The organism is Rhizobium sp. 'Codium 1' (assembly GCF_020889605.1).
GTDB classification, from domain to species: Bacteria; Pseudomonadota; Alphaproteobacteria; order Rhizobiales; family Rhizobiaceae; genus Allorhizobium; species Allorhizobium algae.
Genome location: NZ_JAJGPW010000002.1, coordinates 522,512 through 541,281, shown reverse-complemented (window position 1 = coordinate 541,281; position 18,770 = coordinate 522,512). Strand labels below are relative to the sequence as shown.

11 protein-coding genes are annotated in these 18,770 nt (G+C 61.8%); 3 read left to right on the top strand and 8 right to left on the bottom strand.

Features of this window, described 5'->3' with window-relative positions; translation table 11 throughout:
* Positions 1 to 6: 6 nt before the first annotated feature.
* From glgB to LJE98_RS07690, 7 genes are all read right to left on the bottom strand, one after another.
* The gene (gene glgB, locus LJE98_RS07720) at positions 7 to 2,220 is read right to left on the bottom strand and encodes a 1,4-alpha-glucan branching protein GlgB (protein WP_229574579.1); all 2,214 of its coding nucleotides are present in this window, start codon (positions 2,218 to 2,220) and stop codon (positions 7 to 9) included.
* Entirely contained in the window at positions 2,220 to 4,682 is a 2,463-nt protein-coding gene (locus tag LJE98_RS07715) for a glycogen/starch/alpha-glucan phosphorylase (RefSeq protein ID WP_229574578.1), read from the bottom strand. The genes glgB and LJE98_RS07715 overlap by 1 nt, the downstream gene beginning before the upstream one ends.
* Positions 4,683 to 4,943: 261 nt before the next feature.
* Positions 4,944 to 6,155: a TadE/TadG family type IV pilus assembly protein gene (locus LJE98_RS07710; RefSeq protein WP_229574577.1), complete on the bottom strand. Its 1,212-nt coding sequence runs from the start codon at positions 6,153 to 6,155 to the stop codon at positions 4,944 to 4,946.
* Positions 6,156 to 6,253: 98 nt separating this feature from the next.
* On the bottom strand, positions 6,254 to 7,135 hold the full coding sequence (locus LJE98_RS07705; protein ID WP_229574576.1) for a transglutaminase family protein: 882 nt from the start codon (positions 7,133 to 7,135) through the stop codon (positions 6,254 to 6,256).
* A 4-nt stretch (positions 7,136 to 7,139) separates the two neighbouring features.
* Complete coding sequence (locus LJE98_RS07700) at positions 7,140 to 9,554, bottom strand: circularly permuted type 2 ATP-grasp protein (RefSeq protein ID WP_229574575.1); 2,415 nt, start codon at positions 9,552 to 9,554, stop codon at positions 7,140 to 7,142.
* Between the two features lie 4 nt (positions 9,555 to 9,558).
* Complete coding sequence (locus LJE98_RS07695; RefSeq protein WP_229574574.1) at positions 9,559 to 12,918, bottom strand: DUF2126 domain-containing protein; 3,360 nt, start codon at positions 12,916 to 12,918, stop codon at positions 9,559 to 9,561.
* 132 nt (positions 12,919 to 13,050) lie between these two features.
* Positions 13,051 to 14,478 (bottom strand): mannose-1-phosphate guanylyltransferase/mannose-6-phosphate isomerase, encoded by a 1,428-nt coding sequence (locus LJE98_RS07690; protein WP_229574573.1) that lies wholly within the window; start codon positions 14,476 to 14,478, stop codon positions 13,051 to 13,053.
* A 250-nt stretch (positions 14,479 to 14,728) separates the two neighbouring features.
* On the opposite strand from LJE98_RS07690, the gene LJE98_RS07685 reads away from it, so the two are divergent.
* Both LJE98_RS07685 and LJE98_RS07680 read left to right on the top strand, forming a co-directional pair.
* Positions 14,729 to 15,430 carry a fumarylacetoacetate hydrolase family protein gene (locus LJE98_RS07685; RefSeq protein WP_229574572.1) on the top strand — a complete coding sequence of 234 codons (702 nt, stop codon included), beginning with the start codon at positions 14,729 to 14,731 and terminating at the stop codon, positions 15,428 to 15,430.
* A gap of 1 nt (position 15,431) precedes the next feature.
* Entirely contained in the window at positions 15,432 to 15,857 is a 426-nt protein-coding gene (locus LJE98_RS07680; protein ID WP_229574571.1) for a hypothetical protein, read from the top strand.
* Between the two features lie 129 nt (positions 15,858 to 15,986).
* On the opposite strand, the gene LJE98_RS07675 is transcribed toward LJE98_RS07680, so the two are convergent.
* Positions 15,987 to 16,913: a LysR family transcriptional regulator gene (locus tag LJE98_RS07675; RefSeq protein ID WP_229574570.1), complete on the bottom strand. Its 927-nt coding sequence runs from the start codon at positions 16,911 to 16,913 to the stop codon at positions 15,987 to 15,989.
* Between the two features lie 159 nt (positions 16,914 to 17,072).
* On the opposite strand from LJE98_RS07675, the gene LJE98_RS07670 reads away from it, so the two are divergent.
* The gene (locus LJE98_RS07670) at positions 17,073 to 18,767 is read left to right on the top strand and encodes a GMC family oxidoreductase (protein WP_229574569.1); all 1,695 of its coding nucleotides are present in this window, start codon (positions 17,073 to 17,075) and stop codon (positions 18,765 to 18,767) included.
* Positions 18,768 to 18,770: the final 3 nt, after the last annotated feature.

Genomic DNA, 18,770 nt, shown 5'->3' with positions numbered 1-18,770 from the left:
CTCCCCTTACTGTTCCAATTCCAGCATGATCACGGCCAGCGGCGGCAGGGTCAGACCTGCTCTCGCCCATCCGCTTCCCGTGGCATGCGCCTCCACGCGGCCACCATTACCCTTGCCGCTGCCGCCATATATCTCGGCATCGGTATTCATTATCTCACGCCAACGGCCGGCCGCAGGCAAGCTCAATTCGTATCGTTCGTGATAGGCCGGCGTCAGGTTGCAGATGACGGCGATCGGCTTTTCGCCGGGCGCCTTGCGCAGCCAGGCGAAGACCGAATTCTCCTGGTCGTCGCCGACGATCCATTCGAACCCTTCACCTTCGCAATCGCGCGCATGCAGTGCCGCTTTCGAGCGGTAGGTGAAGTTCAGATCGCGAACGAGCCGGCGCATGCCCTCATGAGGCGCGTAATCGAGCAGGTTCCAGTCGAGCGAGCGCTCCTCCGACCACTCGCCCCACTGGGCAAATTCCTGGCCCATGAACAGCAGTTTCTTGCCCGGATGGCCCCACATCAATCCGTAATAGGCGCGCAGATTGGCAAATTTCTGCCAGTCGTCGCCGGGCATCTTGGCGATCATCGAACCCTTGCCGTGCACGACTTCGTCGTGGGAAATCGGCAGGACAAAGTTTTCCGAGAAGGCGTAGAGCAGACCGAATGTCAGTTCGTTGTGGTGGTGCTTGCGATAGATCGGGTCCCTGGCGAAATAGCTCAGAGTGTCGTGCATGAAGCCCATGTTCCACTTGAAGCCGAAGCCGAGACCACCCTCGTGGACGGGCTGCGAGACCTTGGGCCAGGAGGTGCTTTCCTCCGCAATGGTCATGATGCCGGGGTGGCTGCCATAGGCATGGTGGTTCATCTGCTGGAGGAAGCGCACGGCCTCGAGGTTTTCCCGACCGCCATACTCATTTGGGATCCATTCGCCTTCCTTGCGGGAATAATCGAGGTAGAGCATCGAGGCGACGGCATCGACGCGCAGACCGTCGAGGTGGAATTTCTCGGCCCAGTAAAGGGCATTGTTGATCAGGTAGGACAGGACTTCCTGGCGGCCGAAATTGTAGATCGCCGTGTTCCAGTCCGGGTGGAAGCCCTGGCGCGGGTCGGCATGCTCATAGAGCGCGGTACCATCGAAGTGGCGGAGCCCGTGCGCGTCCGTCGGAAAATGCGCCGGCACCCAGTCGAGGATGACACCGAGGCCGACCTTGTGGCAGCCGTTGACGAAGCGGGCGAAACCCTCCGGTTCGCCGAAGCGGGCGCTCGGCGCGTAGAGCCCCGTCGTCTGGTATCCCCAGGAGGGATCATAGGGGTGCTCGGTGACCGGCATGAATTCGATATGGGTGAAGCCCATGTCGATGCAGTAGGGTATCAGCCGAGCCGCCATTTCGTCCCAGGACAGCATCGAGCCATCGTCGCGGCGTTGCCACGAGCCCGCATGAACCTCGTAGATGGAGATCGGCTGGCGCCTCTGGTCAATACTCGACCAGTGCTTGCGGTGGTCCTCGTCGTCCCAGACCTGCTCCAGTTCCGGCGTTGTGACCGAGGCATTCTTCGGCCGCAGTTCGGCACGGCGGGCATAGGGATCCGCTTTCAATGGCTGAAGTTCGCCATGCGGGCCGACAATCTCGAACTTGTAGGTGGACCCGGCGCGCACGTCGGGCGCGAAGATTTCCCAGATTCCGGTGTCGCGGCGCAGTCGCATGACGTGGCGGCGACCATCCCAGTCGTTGAAGTCGCCGACGACCGAGACGCGTCGCGCATTGGGAGCCCAGACGGCGAAGTGGAAGCCATCGACGCCCTGATGTTTCATCGGATGGGCGCCCATCTTGTCGAAGAGGCGCAAGTGCGAGCCTTCGCGGATGAAGTAATCGTCCATCGGCCCGAGAATGGGCCAGAAGCTGTAGGGATCGGTCACTGTCCATTCGGCGTCGCCGCGCGTGGCCCGATAGCGCACCGGCAGGACACCGGCAAGCTTCACAGCACCCGAGAAGAAGCCTGCATCGTGATGCCGGGCCAGCGTGCCGATCTCTTCACCGGCGAGATTGTAGGCGACCACGGTTTCGGCGCCGGGAATAAAGCAGCGGGCGAGGTAGCCTTCGCCGGCCTCGTGGACACCGAGAAAGGAAAAGGGATCGCCATGGGATCCGTGGATGATTGCTTCGATTTCCGTTGCCGACGGTGTGTGCGGCTTCGCTTCGTCACCGCTCCTCTTCGGTGATTTTGCCATCAAGCTCTCCAGATGTCCGCGTTGTACTGCCGGATGGTGCGGTCCGACGAGAACCAGCCCATGCGCGCGGTATTGCGGATGGTCTTGGAATACCAGGCGGAAGTATCAGTCCAGATGTCGTCCACCTCACGCTGCGCCTTGGCATAGGCGTCGAAATCGGCGGCAACCATGAACCAGTCATGCTGGTATATGCCCTGCATCAGCTCGGCATAACGGTCGCGGTCATCAGGCGAAAAGACGCCCGATGCGATCGAGGACAAGGCCTGTTGCAGTTCACGCGACGCATCGATCGCGGCGCGCGGATTGTGCCCCTCGGCTCTCACGCGACCGACCTCGTCTGCGGTCATTCCAAATATCACGATGTTCTCCTCGCCGACATGATCGCGCATTTCGACATTGGCGCCGTCGAGCGTTCCAATCGTCAATGCACCGTTCAACGCGAACTTCATGTTGCCGGTTCCCGACGCTTCCATGCCGGCCGTGGAAATCTGCTCGGAGAGGTCGGCGGCCGGTACCATGACTTCGGCGAGAGAGACGTTGTAATTGGGAATGAAGACGACCTTGAGGAGGCCGCGGACCGACGGATCCGTGTTGATGACACGCGCGACGTCGTTGGCCAGTTTGATGATCAGTTTCGCATTGTGGTAGCTGGGTGCAGCCTTGCCGGCGAAAAGTTTTACGCGTGGTACCCAGTCGCGTTCCGGATGCGAGCGGATCTGGTCGAAGAGGGCGACCGTCTCGATGATGTTCAAGAGCTGGCGCTTGTATTCATGGATGCGCTTGATCTGGATGTCGAACATCGCGTGCGGATTGAGCTTGATGCCCATGCGACTGGCAACGAGGCTCGCGAGCTTCTGCTTGTTGGCCAATTTCACCGCCGCGAACTTCTGCTGGAAGGCAGCGTCGTCGGCGAAGGCATCGAGGCCCTTGAGCTTGGTGGCGTCATCGAGGAATTCGGGGCCGATCGCTTCCTTGATCAGGTCGGTCAGATCCGGATTGCACTGCATCAGCCAGCGGCGCGGGGTGATGCCGTTGGTCTTGTTGTTGATCCGCGTCGGATAGAGCTTGTGAAGATCGGAGAAGACCGTCTCCTTCATCAGCTCGGTATGCAGAGCCGATACGCCGTTGATCGAGTGGGAGCCCATGAAGGCGAGATTGCCCATGCGCACGCGGCGGTCGCCACTTTCGTCGATCAGCGAGATCTGACGGATCTCGTGGTCGGTGAAGCCACGGTTCTTGCGGGCGTCGAGCAGGATCTTGGCATTGATTGCATAGACGAGCTGCATGTGACGCGGCAGGAGGCGTTCGAAGAGCGGCACGGGCCAGCTTTCCAGCGCTTCGGGCAGAAGTGTGTGGTTGGTGTAGGAGAAGGTCTTGGAGCAAATCTCCCATGCGTCGTTGAAGGCGACGCCATGGACGTCGACCAGGAGGCGCATGAGTTCGACGACGGAAACGGCCGGGTGGGTGTCGTTGAGCTGGATGGCGACCTTGTCGGGCAACTGCGCGAGCGTGTTGCCCTGCTGCAGGTGGCGGCGGACAATGTCCTGGAGGGAGGCCGAACAGAAGAAGAATTCCTGGCGCAGGCGCAGTTCCTGACCGGCAGATGTCGCATCGGCCGGATAGAGGACCCGGGTCAGGGATTCGGCCTTGTTGCTCTCGCGCAGAGCGCCGATGTGGTCACCGGCGTTGAATGCGTCGAGCAGGATCGGGTCGATCGGTTGCGCCGACCACAGGCGCAGCGTGTTGACACGTTCGCCGCGCCAGCCGACAGCCGGCGTATCGAAGGCGGTCGCGATGACGCGCTCGCCCTGTTTCCAGACGTAACGGGGCTCGCCGTCGGGGCCTTCTGTCGTCTCGACCGTGCCGCCATAGCCGACTTCATAGGAGCTTTCGCGGCGTTCGAATTCCCAGGGATTGCCGTGGGCGAGCCAGCTTTCCGGCAGTTCGACCTGCCAGCCTTCTGCCATCTGCTGGCGAAACAGTCCGTGGACATAACGAATGCCATAGCCATAGGCGGGGATGTTGACCGTTGCCATGCTTTCCATGAAGCAGGCCGCCAGACGTCCAAGTCCGCCATTTCCGAGGGCTGCATCCGGCTCGAGGCCGGCGATCACGTCGAATTCGACAGAGAGCGACTGGAGGGCAAGCCGCATGTCGTCGATGAGGCCGAGGTTCGACATCGCATCGCGCAGCAGGCGGCCGATGAGGAATTCGAGCGAGAGATAATAAACCCGCTTGCCGTTGTTCATGTAGGTGTTGCGGGTGGATTCCATCCACTTGTCGATGATGCGGTCGCGGACCACGAGAATGGTGGCGGTCAGCCAATCATGCGGTGTGGCGACCTTGGCATCCTTGCCGATGCTGTAGGTCAGCTTTTCCATGATCTCGCCGGCCAAGGCGTCCGGATCGGAAACTTCGCGCTTGGGAAGGGGAAGGTCGACTTTGTGGGGAGTCTTGATCATCGGTCCGCCTGGCGTTGCTCGTTTCTCCGGGCGGCTCCGATGCAATCGCAGGCGCCGAACCCTGGGACGGCAGTTTACGCATCGAAATGGAACAGTTGCAACAGCGGCGAGCGGGCGCGGAGAAAATTGTTCAAGCGCGCAGCATGGCGTGCAAATTCTTGAATTTATTCTTTTATCCCGACATTGCGAACATACGATAAGACCGCAGTCGAGATGACTGCGGTCGAATTTTCAGAAAAATCCAAAACGTTTTGGATGTGGTCAGTTGGTGAGGCGGGTCGAGGCCTGTACAGCCTTGTCGCCGATCTCCTTGAAAGCCGCGACCAGCTCGGCAGCATCCTGTGCGTCGTAGTAGTGCGACGTGCTTGTCGCGCAGTATTCGAGGAGCGCCTGACCCTTGCTCGGGGCCATGAAGGCAACGGTGAAGATCTCCACGCCGGCCTTCTTGGCGCTCTCGCAGGTCGCCTTGGTCTTCGTGTCGGCGCTCGACTGGTTGTTGTCGCCATCGGTCATGAAGACGATGAACTTACTCGGAACCTGGCCATTCTTGTTCTTGTGCGCCGTGTCCTCGGACGACTTTATGACGTCGGTATAGGCACGGGCCATCGCATCGGACGAGTCCGTTCCGCCGCTGGCCACGAGCGCCTGAACATAACTCAATGTATGCGCGCTGCCCCAATTGAATGAAGCAGGGGTATACATCTTTGCCTCATACGCGACTGCCGCGGTGCGAACATACTTGCTCTCGGGGTCAGCCGTGGTCAACTGCGTCGTCAGATTGGCAACGGCCAGTTTGAGCGCATCGATTTTGACGACGTAGTTGGTCGCCTGGTAGCTGCAGGTTTTCTTGTTTCCGCAGCTGTAATAAACGGTCTTGGTCGGCTGTGCCTCGTTCACCATCGTGGTATCCCAGGCCATCGATCCGGAACGGTCGAGCACCAGATACATCGACAGGGCATTTTTGCTTTCGGTGGTGGCTTGGGCCGAGGCCGTAACCCCCAGTGTCACTTCCTTCCAGCCCAGAAGGCCGGTCAAGCCATTGGTCGGCATGACGTAGGATGTCGACAGGGTCACGTCAAAAGTCTTGCCGGACGAGCTGGACTTTCGCTCGACGTTACCGACCGCGCCTGCAAGCGGGTCCTCGTCGGCGGGGATGTCGGAGCTGTCACCGCTGGCGCCCGGAACGACATTGTAGAACTGGGCCTTCATGAACTTGCGCGCCAGTTCGAGAGCGGCCTCGTCCGACAGGTTGTCGTTCTTGGCCAGCGCGTTGGCTGCCGAGAGAACGGCGGAATCGGCCGAGTCCTGCAGGGCAGCGCGCACCTGGACCATTCTGTTATAGTCCATCGCAACCCCGGCGGTCGCGGCGACGACCGGAATGATTATGGCGGTCGTAATTCCGAAATTGCCGGCCCGGTCGCTCAAGAATCGGGAGACGATCGATTTTTTCTGTCTGTCAGGTTTCGTCATCATGTCCATCCAACATCAGCGTTTGGAAGGTTATAGACCGGGACCTGTTGCGATCCGTTTAAGCTGATCGCTAAAATTCGATGCAACGATGCTCTATTGCCCTATTGCCGGACAGGAATGACATCCACCGCCTGATCCGTCTGATGACTGCCATAGCTCTTCAACACGCCGATGACGGGTGCCACATCGGCGTAATCGCGCCCGTAGCCAACCACGATGTGGTCCGTTCCGGCGGCGATGTCATTGGTCGGGTCGAGTTCCAGCCAGCCGGTCAGCTTGCCGCACCAGACCCTCACCCAGGCATGCATGGCGTCGGCACCCTCCAGCCGCTCCTTGCCAGGAGGCGGGATGGTCCGCAGAAAGCCGCTGACATAGCCCGAGGGAATGCCCAGGCTGCGCAGGGCGACGATCATCACATGGGAGAAATCCTGGCAGACGCCATGCTTGCTTGCGAAGGCCTCCGCCGGCGTCGTGTCGACGGTGGTCGCCTCGGCATCGTATTTGAAGTCCTTGTGGATGCGGCTGCAGAGCGTCTCGGCGATCTGGCGCACGGTCATGCTCGGCTTCAGCATGGATTGCACATAGGCCGAGATCGCCTTGTCGCGGGGCAGACGCGGGCTGGTGCCGAGGAAATGGTGCGGCGATTCGGCGTCCAGCGACCAGGTCTCGGCTATCTCCTGCGGAAGGCTGTCGAGCAGCGGCGAGAAGTCGGCGGTCATCGGCTGGGGCTGAACCAGGACGCGGGCCTGCATGCGGATGTCGAGCTTTTCATGGGGTCCGCGCAGGATGGCGTGGCTCGCGGGATGGCGGAAGAAGTCGTTGAATGTCGTGATCTCGTCGGGCTCCGGCGTTACCTTTATGGCACCGGCGATGAGCCGCTGGCGATCCGGCAGAGACAGAGGCAGCAGGCGCAGCATATGGTGGGCCCCGGTGGCCGGGACCTCGTAGCGATAGCCGATATGGAGCGAGAGGTCGTAGAGCATGGCCTCAGCTCAGATAGGTCTGGGCGAGGATGTCGGAGAACTTCTCCAGTTCCCGCTCCAGATTGGTGTAGACCTCGGCCGACATGCCCTCTGGCGTCATGACCGCCAGGCCCGAATGCAGACGCATGGCTTCGCGAAAAAGGCTCGACATCTGGCCGTTGACCATGGCGTTCGGCAGTTGCTCGACTTCGATGCGGATTTCGTTGAGCTGGAAGAGGATCGAGCGCGGGTTGAGAGGGTCGAGTGCGAGGAGGTCGGTCACCGTCAGGCGTGCCGTCGAGACGTTGTAACGTCGGCGGTGGGTCATGACGTTGTCGCCGATCTCCAGGAGCATGTCGAGCGCGCCATCCGGAGCGTCCGGTCCGGTCATGTGGCCAAGCAGGCGGGTCATGTGCAGGCAGCGTTCCAGCAGACGGCCGATCGTCAGGAAGCGCCAGCCGGTGAAACGGTACATGTTTTCGTGCACGAGACCGGCGAAGCCCGCGAGCTTGCGCAGGAGGATGGTCATGGCATGCGCCGCGTCGTCACCCGGCTTGACCTTCTCGTGGAAGCGCTTGGAGGTCTTCGACAGGTCGTTCAGTGCCAGCCATCCATCCGGAGAGAAGCGGTCGCGGATGTTGCTCGCGGAATAAACAGCGCTGTCGATGTTGCGCAGCAGGCTTTCCGGCACGCCCGACTGGGTGTCGACGTCGATGTTCGAGAGATACTCGCTGACAAAGGCGAGCAGCGGCTGGTCCGGATTGGCGCTCTCGGCATAGCGCGCATGCCAGGCGCGCATGATGCGCAAGACACCTTCGCCGCGCTCGATATAACGGCCGAGCCAGAAGAGGTTGTCGGCAGCCCGGCTCGGCAGACTGCCGGGCATGTTGCGGGTGAACGTTTCCTCGTCCGGCAGCAGGGACGTTCGGTCGACCGGCTTGTCGGAGACAATCCAGACATCGGCAGCATTGCCGCCGGACTGCATGGCAATCGCCGAGACATCGGATCCGCTGCCGATGCGGGCGAAGCCGCCCGGCATGATCTGCCAGCCATTTTTCGTGCGGGCGGCGAAGACGCGCAGCGACATTGGTCGCGGCGTCAGCTTGCCATCGACGATGGCCGGTGTCGTCGACAGGGTCACCACTTCCTGGCCGACAAGATTGCCGGCTTCCGTTTCCAGCCACTCGGCGGTGGTACGTCCCTGTGGGTCCTTGTAGCGTGATCCCATCACGGATCGCCCGCCGTCGTCGAAGAAGGGCAGACGGGAGAAGGCCGAACCGATGACCATGCGGTCGAGATGATTTGCCACGTGTTCGCGTTCTGCCTTCTGTCCGCACCACCATGTGGCGACCGAGGGCAGCTTCAGCTCTTCGCCGAGCAGATGGCGCGAGAGGGTGGGCATGAAGGCAAGCAGCGCGCGAGTTTCGAGAATGCCGGAGCCGAGTGCATTGACGAAGGTGACGGCGCCGTTGCGCAAGGCCTCCACCATGCCGGGCGTGCCGATATAGGAATTCTGATCGAGTTCGAGCGGATCCGCGAAGGCGGCATCGAGGCGGCGCCACAACACGCTGACGGGCTTGAGGCCGGCGACGGTTCTGACCATCACCCGGCCGTTGACGACGGTCAGATCCTCACCCTCGAGCAGCATGATGCCGAGATAGCGGGCGATATAGGCGTGTTCGAAATAGGTCTCGTTGGCCGGGCCCGGCGACAACACGGCGATGCGTTCATCGCTGTTGCGGGTGCGTGCCTGCAGCGCCTTGCGGAAGGCGCCGAAGAAGGAGGCAAGGCGATGAACATGCGTCTCGGCATAGATGTCGGAGAAGGCGCGTGCCGTCGCGACCCGGTTTTCGAGCGCAAAGCCGGCCCCGGACGGGGCCTGGGTCCGGTCGGCGAGAACCCACCAGTTGCCGTCAGGGCCACGGCCGATCTCGAACGAACAGAAATGCAGATAGTGGCCACCGGCCGGCTTGATGCCAACGAGCGGCCGAAGGAATTCGGGATTGGAGGCGATCAACTGCGGCGGCAGGAACCCTTCCTGCACGAGCCTGTTTTCAGAGTAGATGTCAGCAACAACGGCTTCCAGCAGGTTTGCGCGCTGCACCAGACCTTCGCCCAGAGCCTGCCATTCGGCATCCGAGATTATCACCGGGATATGGGAGAAGGGCCAGGCCCGCTCGCTCGATCCGCCAGAACCATAGGCGCGGTAGAAGACGCCGGCATCACGCAGGTAGCGATCGGCCCGGGCGAATCGTTCGTGCAGCTCGTGTTCCGGCATCGTGTCGATGGCCGAGACCAGCGCCTGCCAGACAGGCCGCACATTGCCCTGTGTATCGAGCATCTCGTCGGCAGCGCCCGCCAGCGCGCGATAGCCGGCCGTGTGGGCCTCGCTTTTCGGCGGGTCTGGCGGGGAAAGCTCCGCTGCCGTCTTTTGTGCCATCAGATCAGATACCTTGCGGTCGTCTCAGGTCCAAAGTGTGTGGAAACTCCGGCGACACGGTTTCGGGCCATAGGGGATAGGAGCCGGCTGTATGGCCCCAAGGCTCGAAACGTGCAAGCCGACGGGCTTCCGCTTCATTCCCATTCACAGGGAAAGTGTCATAGGTCCGGCCTCCAGGGTGGGCGACGTGGTAAACGCAGCCCCCGATCGACCGGGCAGACCATGTATCATAGATGTCGAATGTTAGCGGTGTGTTGACGGGCAGAACCGGATGCAGGCCGGAGGCCGGCTGCCAGGCCTTGTAGCGTACGCCGCCGACTGCGACACCATTCACGTCAGACTTGGGCAGCGGAACCTGGCGCCCGTTGCAGGCCACGACGAAGCGTTCGGGGTTGGCTGTCTCCAGCTGCACCTGCAGGCGTTCGACAGACGAGTCCACGTAACGGACCGTGCCGCCGGGCGCGCCTTCCTCGCCCATGACATGCCAGGGTTCCAGCGCCTGGCGCAACTCGAGTTTCGATCCCTCGTAGGTAACTTCTCCGACGAAGGGAAAGCGGAATTCGAGCTGGGCTGCAAACCATTCCGGCTTGAAGTCGAAACCGTTCTCGCGCAGGTCCGCCAGGACTTCGAGGAAGTCCAGCCAGAGATAATGCGGCAGCATGAAGCGGTCGTGCAGGCTCGTTCCCCAACGGACGAAACGACCACCGATGGGGTTTCTCCAAAAGCGGGCGATCAGGGCGCGGACCAGCAATTGCTGGGCAAGCGACATGCGCGCATTCGGCGGCATCTCGAAGCCGCGGAACTCGACGAGGCCGAGACGACCCGTCGGGCCATCCGGCGAGAACAGCTTGTCGATGCAGATTTCCGAACGGTGGGTATTGCCGGTGACATCGATCAAGAGGTTCCGGAACAGGCGATCGACGAGCCAGGGCAGGGGGGCTTCCTCACCGCTTGCCGGCATCGGCACCTGGGCCATGGCGATTTCCAGCTCGTAGAGGCTGTCATGGCGGGCTTCATCGAAGCGCGGCGCCTGGCTGGTCGGGCCGATGAACATGCCGGAAAACATGTAGGACAAGGCCGGGTGACGCTGCCAGTGCAGGATCAGGCTCTTGAGCAGGTCGGGACGGCGCAGGAAGGGGCTGTCTGCGGGATTGGCGCCGCCGACCACGACATGGTTGCCACCGCCCGTACCGGTGTGGCGGCCGTCGATCATGAACTTGTCGGCGCCGAGGCGGGTCTGGCGCGCCTCCTCGTAGATCGTGTTGGTCGTCGCCACACAGTCCTGCCAGCTTTCGGCCGGGTGAATGTTCACCTCGATGACACCCGGGTCGGGTGCCACGCGGATGACATTGATGCGCTCGTCCTGCGGGGGGGCGTAACCTTCGATGTGAACGGGCAGGCCAAGACCGCGGGCAGCCGTTTCGGCTGCTGCCACCAATTCGAGATAGTCCTCGACTTCTTCGACGGGTGGCATGAACACGCAGAGGCGCCCATCGCGAGCCTCGACGCTCATCGCGGTGCGCACTGCCCCTCTGATGTCCTCGACCGATCCGGCGATGGTCTGTTCGTTGCGGTCCTGCTGGGGCTCGCCGGTCCTGCGGGAGATTTCCGGCATGGCGCGCCCTTCGCGCACAACCGGGCCGAAATCCCGCGGGGCGAAATCCGGCAGGGGCGTGCGCAGGACCGAGGGATCGGTGGTGTGGATGTACGGATATTCCGAGGGCGGCACATAGGGCAGCGTCCCGAGCGGCATTCGAAAGCCGATCGGGCTGTCTCCCGGGATGAGGAAGATCTTGCCGCGGCGCGTGCGCCATTTCTCGCTGACCCAGCGTCGGCCAGCAGCCTTGGCATTCCAGGCCTGGACCGGCAGGATGTAGCCGGTCGGGGTCGTCAGGCCGCGCTCGAAGACCTTGGCGATGCGGGCGCGCTCTTCCGGGCTTTCGAGCTTGGAATTCGAGGGATCGACATTCTCGGGCAGGCTGCCCTCCTTGATGATCCATTCGGCCGGATCCTCGAAGGCCGGGATGATCATCTCGGTTTCGATCTCGAGCTCCGCTGCGATCCCCGCCATCAGGGCTTGTGCCTGTTCGTGGGTGACGCCCGTATCCTTCTCTTCGGCGGCAATCAGCGCCGGATCATGCCAGATCGGCTTGCCGTCCTTCCGCCAGTAGAGCGAGAAGGTCCAGCGCGGCAGGCTTTCGCCCGGATACCATTTGCCCTGACCATAATGCAGGAAGCCGCCGGGGGCGAATTTTTCGCGCAGCCGGCGGATGAGCTGGTCGGCGAGGTCGCGCTTGGTCGGACCGACGGCATCGGTGTTCCATTCGGCGGACTGGAAGTCGTCGATCGATACGAATGTCGGCTCGCCGCCCATGGTGAGGCGCACATCATGTGCCTTCAGGTCACCGTCGACCTTGAGGCCGAGCGCGTTCAGGGCGTCCCAGCTGTCGTCGGAGAATGGCTTGGTGATGCGCGGATGTTCGGCGACGCGTTTCACCTGCATGTCGAAGGCGAATTCTGTATTGGCCTGGCCGACATAGCCGCCGGAGATCGGTGCTGCGTTCTTGAAATGCGGGGTCGCAGCCAGCGGAATGTGGCTTTCCCCCGTCAAAAGGCCAGAGGTCGGATCGAGGCCGATCCAGCCGGCGCCGGGGATGTAAACTTCCGCCCAGGCATGCAGGTCGGTGAAGTCGACCTCGGTGCCGGATGGCCCGTCGAGCGCCTTCAGATCAGGTGCGAGCTGGATGAGGTAGCCGGAGACGAAGCGGGCGGCAAAACCGAGACGGCGCAGGATCTGGACGAGCAGCCAGCTTGAATCGCGGCAGGAGCCGCGCGCCGAGGTGAGCGTTTCCTCGGGCGTCTGGACGCCTGGCTCCATGCGGATCACATAGCCCACGTCGTGCTGCAGTCGGGCGTTCAGCCCCACCACCATGTCGATCGTGCCCTGGCCGGGCGTCGTGTCGACGGTGGACATGAAGACATCCAGCGCTGGAGACGAAGGTTCCGGCGTCATGTAGATCTTCAGGTCGTCGCGCAGGTCTTCGGGGTAGTCGAAGGGCCATTTGACCGCGATTTCCTCGGTGAAGAAGTCGAAGGGATTGTAGACCGTCATGTCGGCGACCAGATCGACTTCGATCTTGAACTCGGTGACCGGGTCCGGGAAGACGAAGCGGGCGAGATAGTTGCCGTAGGGGTCCTGCTGCAGGTTGACGAAGTGGTTCTCCGGCGTGACCTTCAAGGAATGCGAGAGAACCTTGGTGCGGGAATGGGCGGCAGGCTTCAGCCGGATGATCTGCGGTCCGAGCTGGACCGGGTTGTCATAGGTGTAGTGGGTGAGATGATAGATGCTTGCCTTGATTGACATACGGTACCACTTCGCTGTTCGCCCTGCCGCTTTTTCCGGCTTGCATCGATCTTGTGCAATGCAGCGCCATAAAGCAAGCGGCCCGGACGGTCGAAGCCGCCGGGCCGCCATGATGCGGTGTATAATCCGATGTCAGCTGCGGCCGAATTCATCGACCAGACGGATGATGTCATCCTCGCCGAGATAGGAGCCAGTCTGCACCTCAATCACCTCGAGCCGGATCTTGCCGGGGTTGGCAAGGCGGTGCACGGAGCCCTGCGGAATATAGATCGACTGGTTCTCGTGCAGGACGGTGACCTTGTCGTCGATCGTCACTTCCGCCGTGCCGCGCACGCAGACCCAGTGTTCTGCGCGGTGGTGATGCTTTTGCAGCGAGAGCTTCTTTTCCGGATGGACGAAGAGGCGCTTCACCTGGAAACGGTCGCCGTTGAGGATCGAGGTGTAGCCACCCCAGGGACGCAGCGCTGTCGGGTGGTTCTCGGTCAGGTGCGCCGTCTTCTCATTTGCGGCGAGCATCTTGACGAGATTGCCGACCTCCTGGGCCCGATCGAGGCGGCCGACATAGACGGCATCTTCGGAGGCGATGACGGCAACACCGTCCATGCCCTGGACAGCGAGATGGGCGTTGCGCGACATGACGAGCGAATTTGTGGTGTCGGAGACGGTGGCGTTGCCGTTCACCACATTTCCGTTCTCATCGCCTTCGGCGAGCTTCCAGATCGCGTCCCAGCTGCCGAGGTCCGACCAGGTGATCGGCGAGGGCACGACAGCGGCGTTCGGGGTCTTTTCCATGATCGCATAGTCGATGGAGATGCTGGGGCTTTCAGCAAAGCTTTCCCCGTCGAGGCGGGTGAAGTCGAGGTCGCCCTTGGCGTTCTCGACCGATTTCTCGACGGCAGCCAGGACTTCCGGCGCCAGTTCCTGCAGCTCTGCGATCATCTGGCCGGCGGAAAAGACAAACATGCCGGAGTTCCAGGCATAATTGCCGCTGGCCAGCATTTCCTCGGCGACTTCCGCATTGGGCTTTTCGACGAAACGCGAGACCGTGTGAACGCCGTTGCCGACGTCCGCGCCGATCTCGATGTAACCGTAACCGGTCGCAGGTTCGGTTGGCGTGATGCCGAAGGTGACGATCTTGCCGTTTCGGGCGGCGGATGCGGCCCTTTGAACGCAGACACGATAGGTGTCGTCGACGGTGATCTCATGGTCGGAGGGCAGGATCTGGATGAGGGTGTCGCTGCCATGGCGCTGGCTGACGATGACGGCGGCAGCAGCGACGGCAGCTGCCGTGTTGCGCGCCTCCGGCTCCAGGATGATGCCGTCGAGCTTGACGCCGAGTTCACGCGCCTGTTCGGCCACCAGGAAGCGGAAGTCCTCGTTGGTGACGACGATCGGCGCGTCATAGATCGCTTCGTCGGAGACGCGGGCCAAGGTCTTCTGCAGCAAGGTCTCGTCGCCGAGGAAACGGATGAACTGCTTGGCGGCGGCTGCGCGCGACAATGGCCAGAGACGGGTTCCCTTGCCGCCGGCCATGATGACCGGCACGATCTTGATGCTCATTTTTTCTTGCCTTTCGATGTCTTGCCGGAGCGAGAGGTCTTCGCTTCTCGCTCTGTTCGACGGATCTGCTTACGCATTATGCAACGCGGTCGCGGCAGATTTGTTACATGTTTGTGCCGATGTTCCAAGCCTGTCGCAAGATTGTCTTTGCTGATCACGGCTGATGCACAAGTCGTTGCAGGTGGGTATGATGGCCGCGTCGCGGTCCTTTATTGCGGCCATCCTTGTTCCCATCCGAAGAGAGTGTGTCTTGCCCGCTTCCCGTCCCCTGTTCACCGTTCCATCCGCGCCACTCGTTCCGATCCTCGGGGTGGAGGACGGCTTTCCGATCCACCGCATCTTCTGTGTGGGACGCAATTACGCGGCGCATGCCGCAGAGCTCGGCAACACGGTTGATCGTGTCGCCCCTTTCTATTTCACCAAGCCGCCGACAGGGCTCGTTCTCGAAGGCGGCACAATCGCCTATCCGCCGGGAACGGAGGACTATCACCACGAGATCGAGCTTGTGATCGCGATCGGCGCACCCGCCTTCCGGATCTCCACCGACGAATCCATGACGGCCGTGTTCGGCTATGCGGTGGGGCTCGACATGACGCGGCGTGACCTGCAGCAGGTGATGAAGGACAAGCAGCGGCCCTGGGATATCGCCAAGGCCTTCGAAGACTCGGCTGTCATCGGCGCGATCACGCCGGCTGCGGAATTTGAGCCTGGAGCGCAGCGGATCTCGCTTCTCGTCAATGATCGACTGCGCCAGGAGGGACAGCTCTCCGACATGATCTGGTCAGTGCCTGAAATCGTCAGTCATCTTTCGCGCTACTATCATCTGACGCCTGGTGACTTGATCTTCACCGGCACACCGTCGGGTGTCGGTGCACTCCAGCCGGGCGACCGGCTCGCCGGTGCCGTCGAAGGGCTTTCGCCGATCGCGGTCAGCATCGGCCCGGCGACCTGACATGGATCTCCCGGGGGAAGGACAGGGCCTGGCGCTGGTGCCAGGCCGCGAATGTGGCAGCTGTTCGCTCTGCTGCATCCTTCCCGACATCGCAGAATTCGACAAACCGGCGAACCAGCCCTGCCGCCATTGCCTGCCCGGTGGCGGCTGTGATGCCTATGCCGCGCGCCCCGCGACCTGTCGCGATTTCTACTGCCTCTGGCGCATCGATCCGACGCTCGGGCCGGAATGGGAGCCGCGCGTGAGCCGGATGATGCTGTATGCGCAAGGGGCGCAACTGACGGTGCTGGTGGAGCCGGCGGCGGGCGCGATGTGGCGAGAGGCGCCTTATATCGACTTGCTTGAGGAGAGGGCGCGGACGCTGAAGGCTGATGGGGGCTATGTCGTGGTCTATGCGGGGGAGGATGTGGCGGTTTTGAAGGGGTGAGTTGCAGAAGAGATGCCAGTTTGGCCGGCCAGTCGACCGTGAGTTCTTTCGAGAGCGGCCTGCGAGCGCAACAACACTTTCTCTGCTCTTCCTGCGCCGTCATGGAGACGCCGGTCCCTGTTGCTGCAATCAGCCCCAAACGCGCCTGATTGCCTCCATCGCGGCCAGTATCGTTGGATCTGCGGAGCGCGCCCTCAAGGAGAGAAAGCTCAGCTTAGTAGGGATCTTGACGTTTTCCGCGATGATGAGACCGTTCGACTGCTGTTCGTGAAGGGCGATGGACTCGCGACAGAGACTGAGTCCCACCCCCGTCCGCACCATGGCAAGCATTGATGTTTCCTGGTCCACATGGGCAACCACATTCTGTCGCAGGCCCAGATCTGCGAACAGGCGCGACAGCAAACGATTGTGAACGGAAGCTGGCGGTGTGCCGATCCAGGGGAGCGATGCCAGCTGTCTCCAGTCTGCGCCACGCACGAGGCTTGCGAATGATGGCGGGGCGACAACCCGGTAGGTCAGCTGCGCCAGTTCCCGCGAATCGAACAAGGGGGCGGCCGCCTCTCCCGCGATGTCTGAGGAGGGCTCATGGTATCTTGGGTCGCCGAGATAGAAGCCGGCATCGAGCTCGTTTCGCCTCAGACCCTCTGGTACCTCGCCGCTCATCCCGTGGCGCAGTGTGGTTTCAATGCCCGGCCCGTGCTCGATAAGCGCTTTCAGGAAGGCTCCCAATCGGGTGAACTCGGGATCGATGATCGTGCCGATCCGCAGTTTTCCTCGAACGCGCGTCGACAGATGCCCGGCCGTCTGGCCGAAATCCGTGAGCGCTGCCAGCACCTGTTCCGCTTTGGCGGCGAGCAGGGCGCCGTCCTGGGTCAATTCCAGACCGGAAGAGGTCCGCCGGAACAGCGTTACGCCCGTATCCGCGGCAAGTCGTTTCAACTGGAGGGTGACAGCCGGCTGGGTGACATGCAGCTGCTCCGCCGCACGCGTCACGTTGCCTTCCCGTGCAACGGCGGCGAATGCCTTCAATGTTCTCAAGTCGATCGATGGTGGCATATTAATTCTGCTTATGATGCCTTGCGTTATTTGTCATTAGATTCCCGGCTTGTTTCTGCGTTAATTCTGAGAGCAAGCGGGGTGGGAGTGTGGCATGCCAAGGAATGATGCGAGATTTGCTCCGTGTAGAGTGTGGCATCGCGACCGGAGGGCGAGCCCATGACCCGTGGCGCTTCACGTCAGTCGGATGACGTTTTTGATTATGTCATCGTGGGCGGTGGCTCTGCAGGATGTCTGATCGCAAATCGTCTCAGCCGCGATCCGGCAATCCGTGTCTTGCTGCTGGAGGCGGGCCGGAAGGACGACTATCTCTGGATCCATATCCCGGTCGGCTATCTCTATTGCATCGGCAATCCGCGTACCGATTGGCTTTTCAAAACCGAGCCCGATGCCGGCCTGAATGGTCGGTCTCTGCGCTATCCGCGCGGCAAGACGCTTGGTGGCTGCTCCTCGATCAATGGCATGATCTATATGCGCGGCCAGGCGCGTGATTTCGACGGCTGGGCGACCACCACCGGCGATGACGCCTGGTCCTGGCAGAACTGCCTGCCCGACTTCAAGGCGCATGAGGATCATTTCCGGCTGGATGACGGCGCGGACCCGAAAACCGGCGATAACAGCCGCTTTTCAGATATGCACGGTCACGGCGGCGAATGGCGGATCGAAAAGCAGCGCCTGCGGTGGGACATTCTCGAATCCTTCGCCGAGGCTGCAGTCGAGGCCGGCATTCCTCGCTCCGAAGATTTCAACAGTGGTGACAATGAGGGCGTCGGCTATTTCGAGGTCAATCAGCGCTCAGGCTGGCGGTGGAACACGTCGAAGGCCTTCCTGCGCCCGGCGAAGGGGCGCCCCAATCTCAGCGTCTGGACCCAATCCCATGTGGAGCGACTGATCCTTGAAACGTCGGGGTCGGGCCGCAAGCGGTGCGCGGGTGTGGTGGTTCAGCGGCAAGGGCGCAGTGTGCAAGTTCGGGCGCGTCGGGAAGTCATCCTGTCCGCCGGCGCAATCGGCTCGCCGCAGCTCCTGCAATTGTCGGGTATCGGTCCGGCCGGGCTTCTGAAACAGCATGGCATCGAGGTTGCGCATGAGCTGCCGGGCGTCGGCGAGAACCTGCAGGACCATTTGCAGATCCGCACGGTCTTCAAGGTCGGCAAAGCGAAAACCTTGAATACGCTGGCGGGCAGTGTTTTCGGCAAGGCGATGATCGGGCTTGAATATGTGCTGAAGCGCAGTGGCCCGATGAGCATGTCGCCCTCGCAACTCGGCGCTTTCACCCGCTCGGATGATCGCCGACCTCACGCCAACCTGGAATATCATGTCCAGCCGCTCAGTCTGGATGCTTTCGGCGAGCCATTGCACACCGTTCCTGCCTTCACCGCGAGCGTCTGCAATCTCAATCCGACAAGTGTCGGCAGCGTGCGCATTCGCTCGGCCGATTTCTCGGATGCGCCGGCCATCGCACCGAACTACCTGAGCACCGAAGAAGACCGGAAAATTGCTGCGGACAGCTTGAGACAGGTCCGTAAAATCGTCGCGCAGCCGGCGCTGGCGAAATACAAGCCCGAGGAATGGAAGCCGGGGATCCAGTACCAGACGGACGAGGAACTCGCGACGCTCGCCGGTGATATCGCCAGCACAATCTTCCATCCTGTCGGAACGACCAGGATGGGGCGGCACGACGACCCGATGGCAGTTGTCGACAGCCGGTTGCGGGTGCGGGGAATTTCCGGCCTGCGCGTCGTTGATGCCGGGGTCATGCCGAACATCACCAGCGGCAACACCAATGCACCGACTTTGATGATTGCCGAAAAAGCGGCCGCTTTCATTCTTCAGGACGCTGCCGAAAACGCGTGACGC

Coding starts and splice junctions, on each gene's coding strand:
- glgB (WP_229574579.1), bottom strand. CDS start 2,220: ATGGCAAAATCACCGAAGAGGAGCGGTGACGAAGCGAAGCCGCACACA.
- LJE98_RS07715 (WP_229574578.1), bottom strand. CDS start 4,682: ATGATCAAGACTCCCCACAAAGTCGACCTTCCCCTTCCCAAGCGCGAA.
- LJE98_RS07710 (WP_229574577.1), bottom strand. CDS start 6,155: ATGATGACGAAACCTGACAGACAGAAAAAATCGATCGTCTCCCGATTC.
- LJE98_RS07705 (WP_229574576.1), bottom strand. CDS start 7,135: ATGCTCTACGACCTCTCGCTCCATATCGGCTATCGCTACGAGGTCCCG.
- LJE98_RS07700 (WP_229574575.1), bottom strand. CDS start 9,554: ATGGCACAAAAGACGGCAGCGGAGCTTTCCCCGCCAGACCCGCCGAAA.
- LJE98_RS07695 (WP_229574574.1), bottom strand. CDS start 12,918: ATGTCAATCAAGGCAAGCATCTATCATCTCACCCACTACACCTATGAC.
- LJE98_RS07690 (WP_229574573.1), bottom strand. CDS start 14,478: ATGAGCATCAAGATCGTGCCGGTCATCATGGCCGGCGGCAAGGGAACC.
- LJE98_RS07680 (WP_229574571.1), top strand. CDS start 15,432: ATGGATCTCCCGGGGGAAGGACAGGGCCTGGCGCTGGTGCCAGGCCGC.
- LJE98_RS07675 (WP_229574570.1), bottom strand. CDS start 16,913: ATGCCACCATCGATCGACTTGAGAACATTGAAGGCATTCGCCGCCGTT.
- LJE98_RS07670 (WP_229574569.1), top strand. CDS start 17,073: ATGACCCGTGGCGCTTCACGTCAGTCGGATGACGTTTTTGATTATGTC.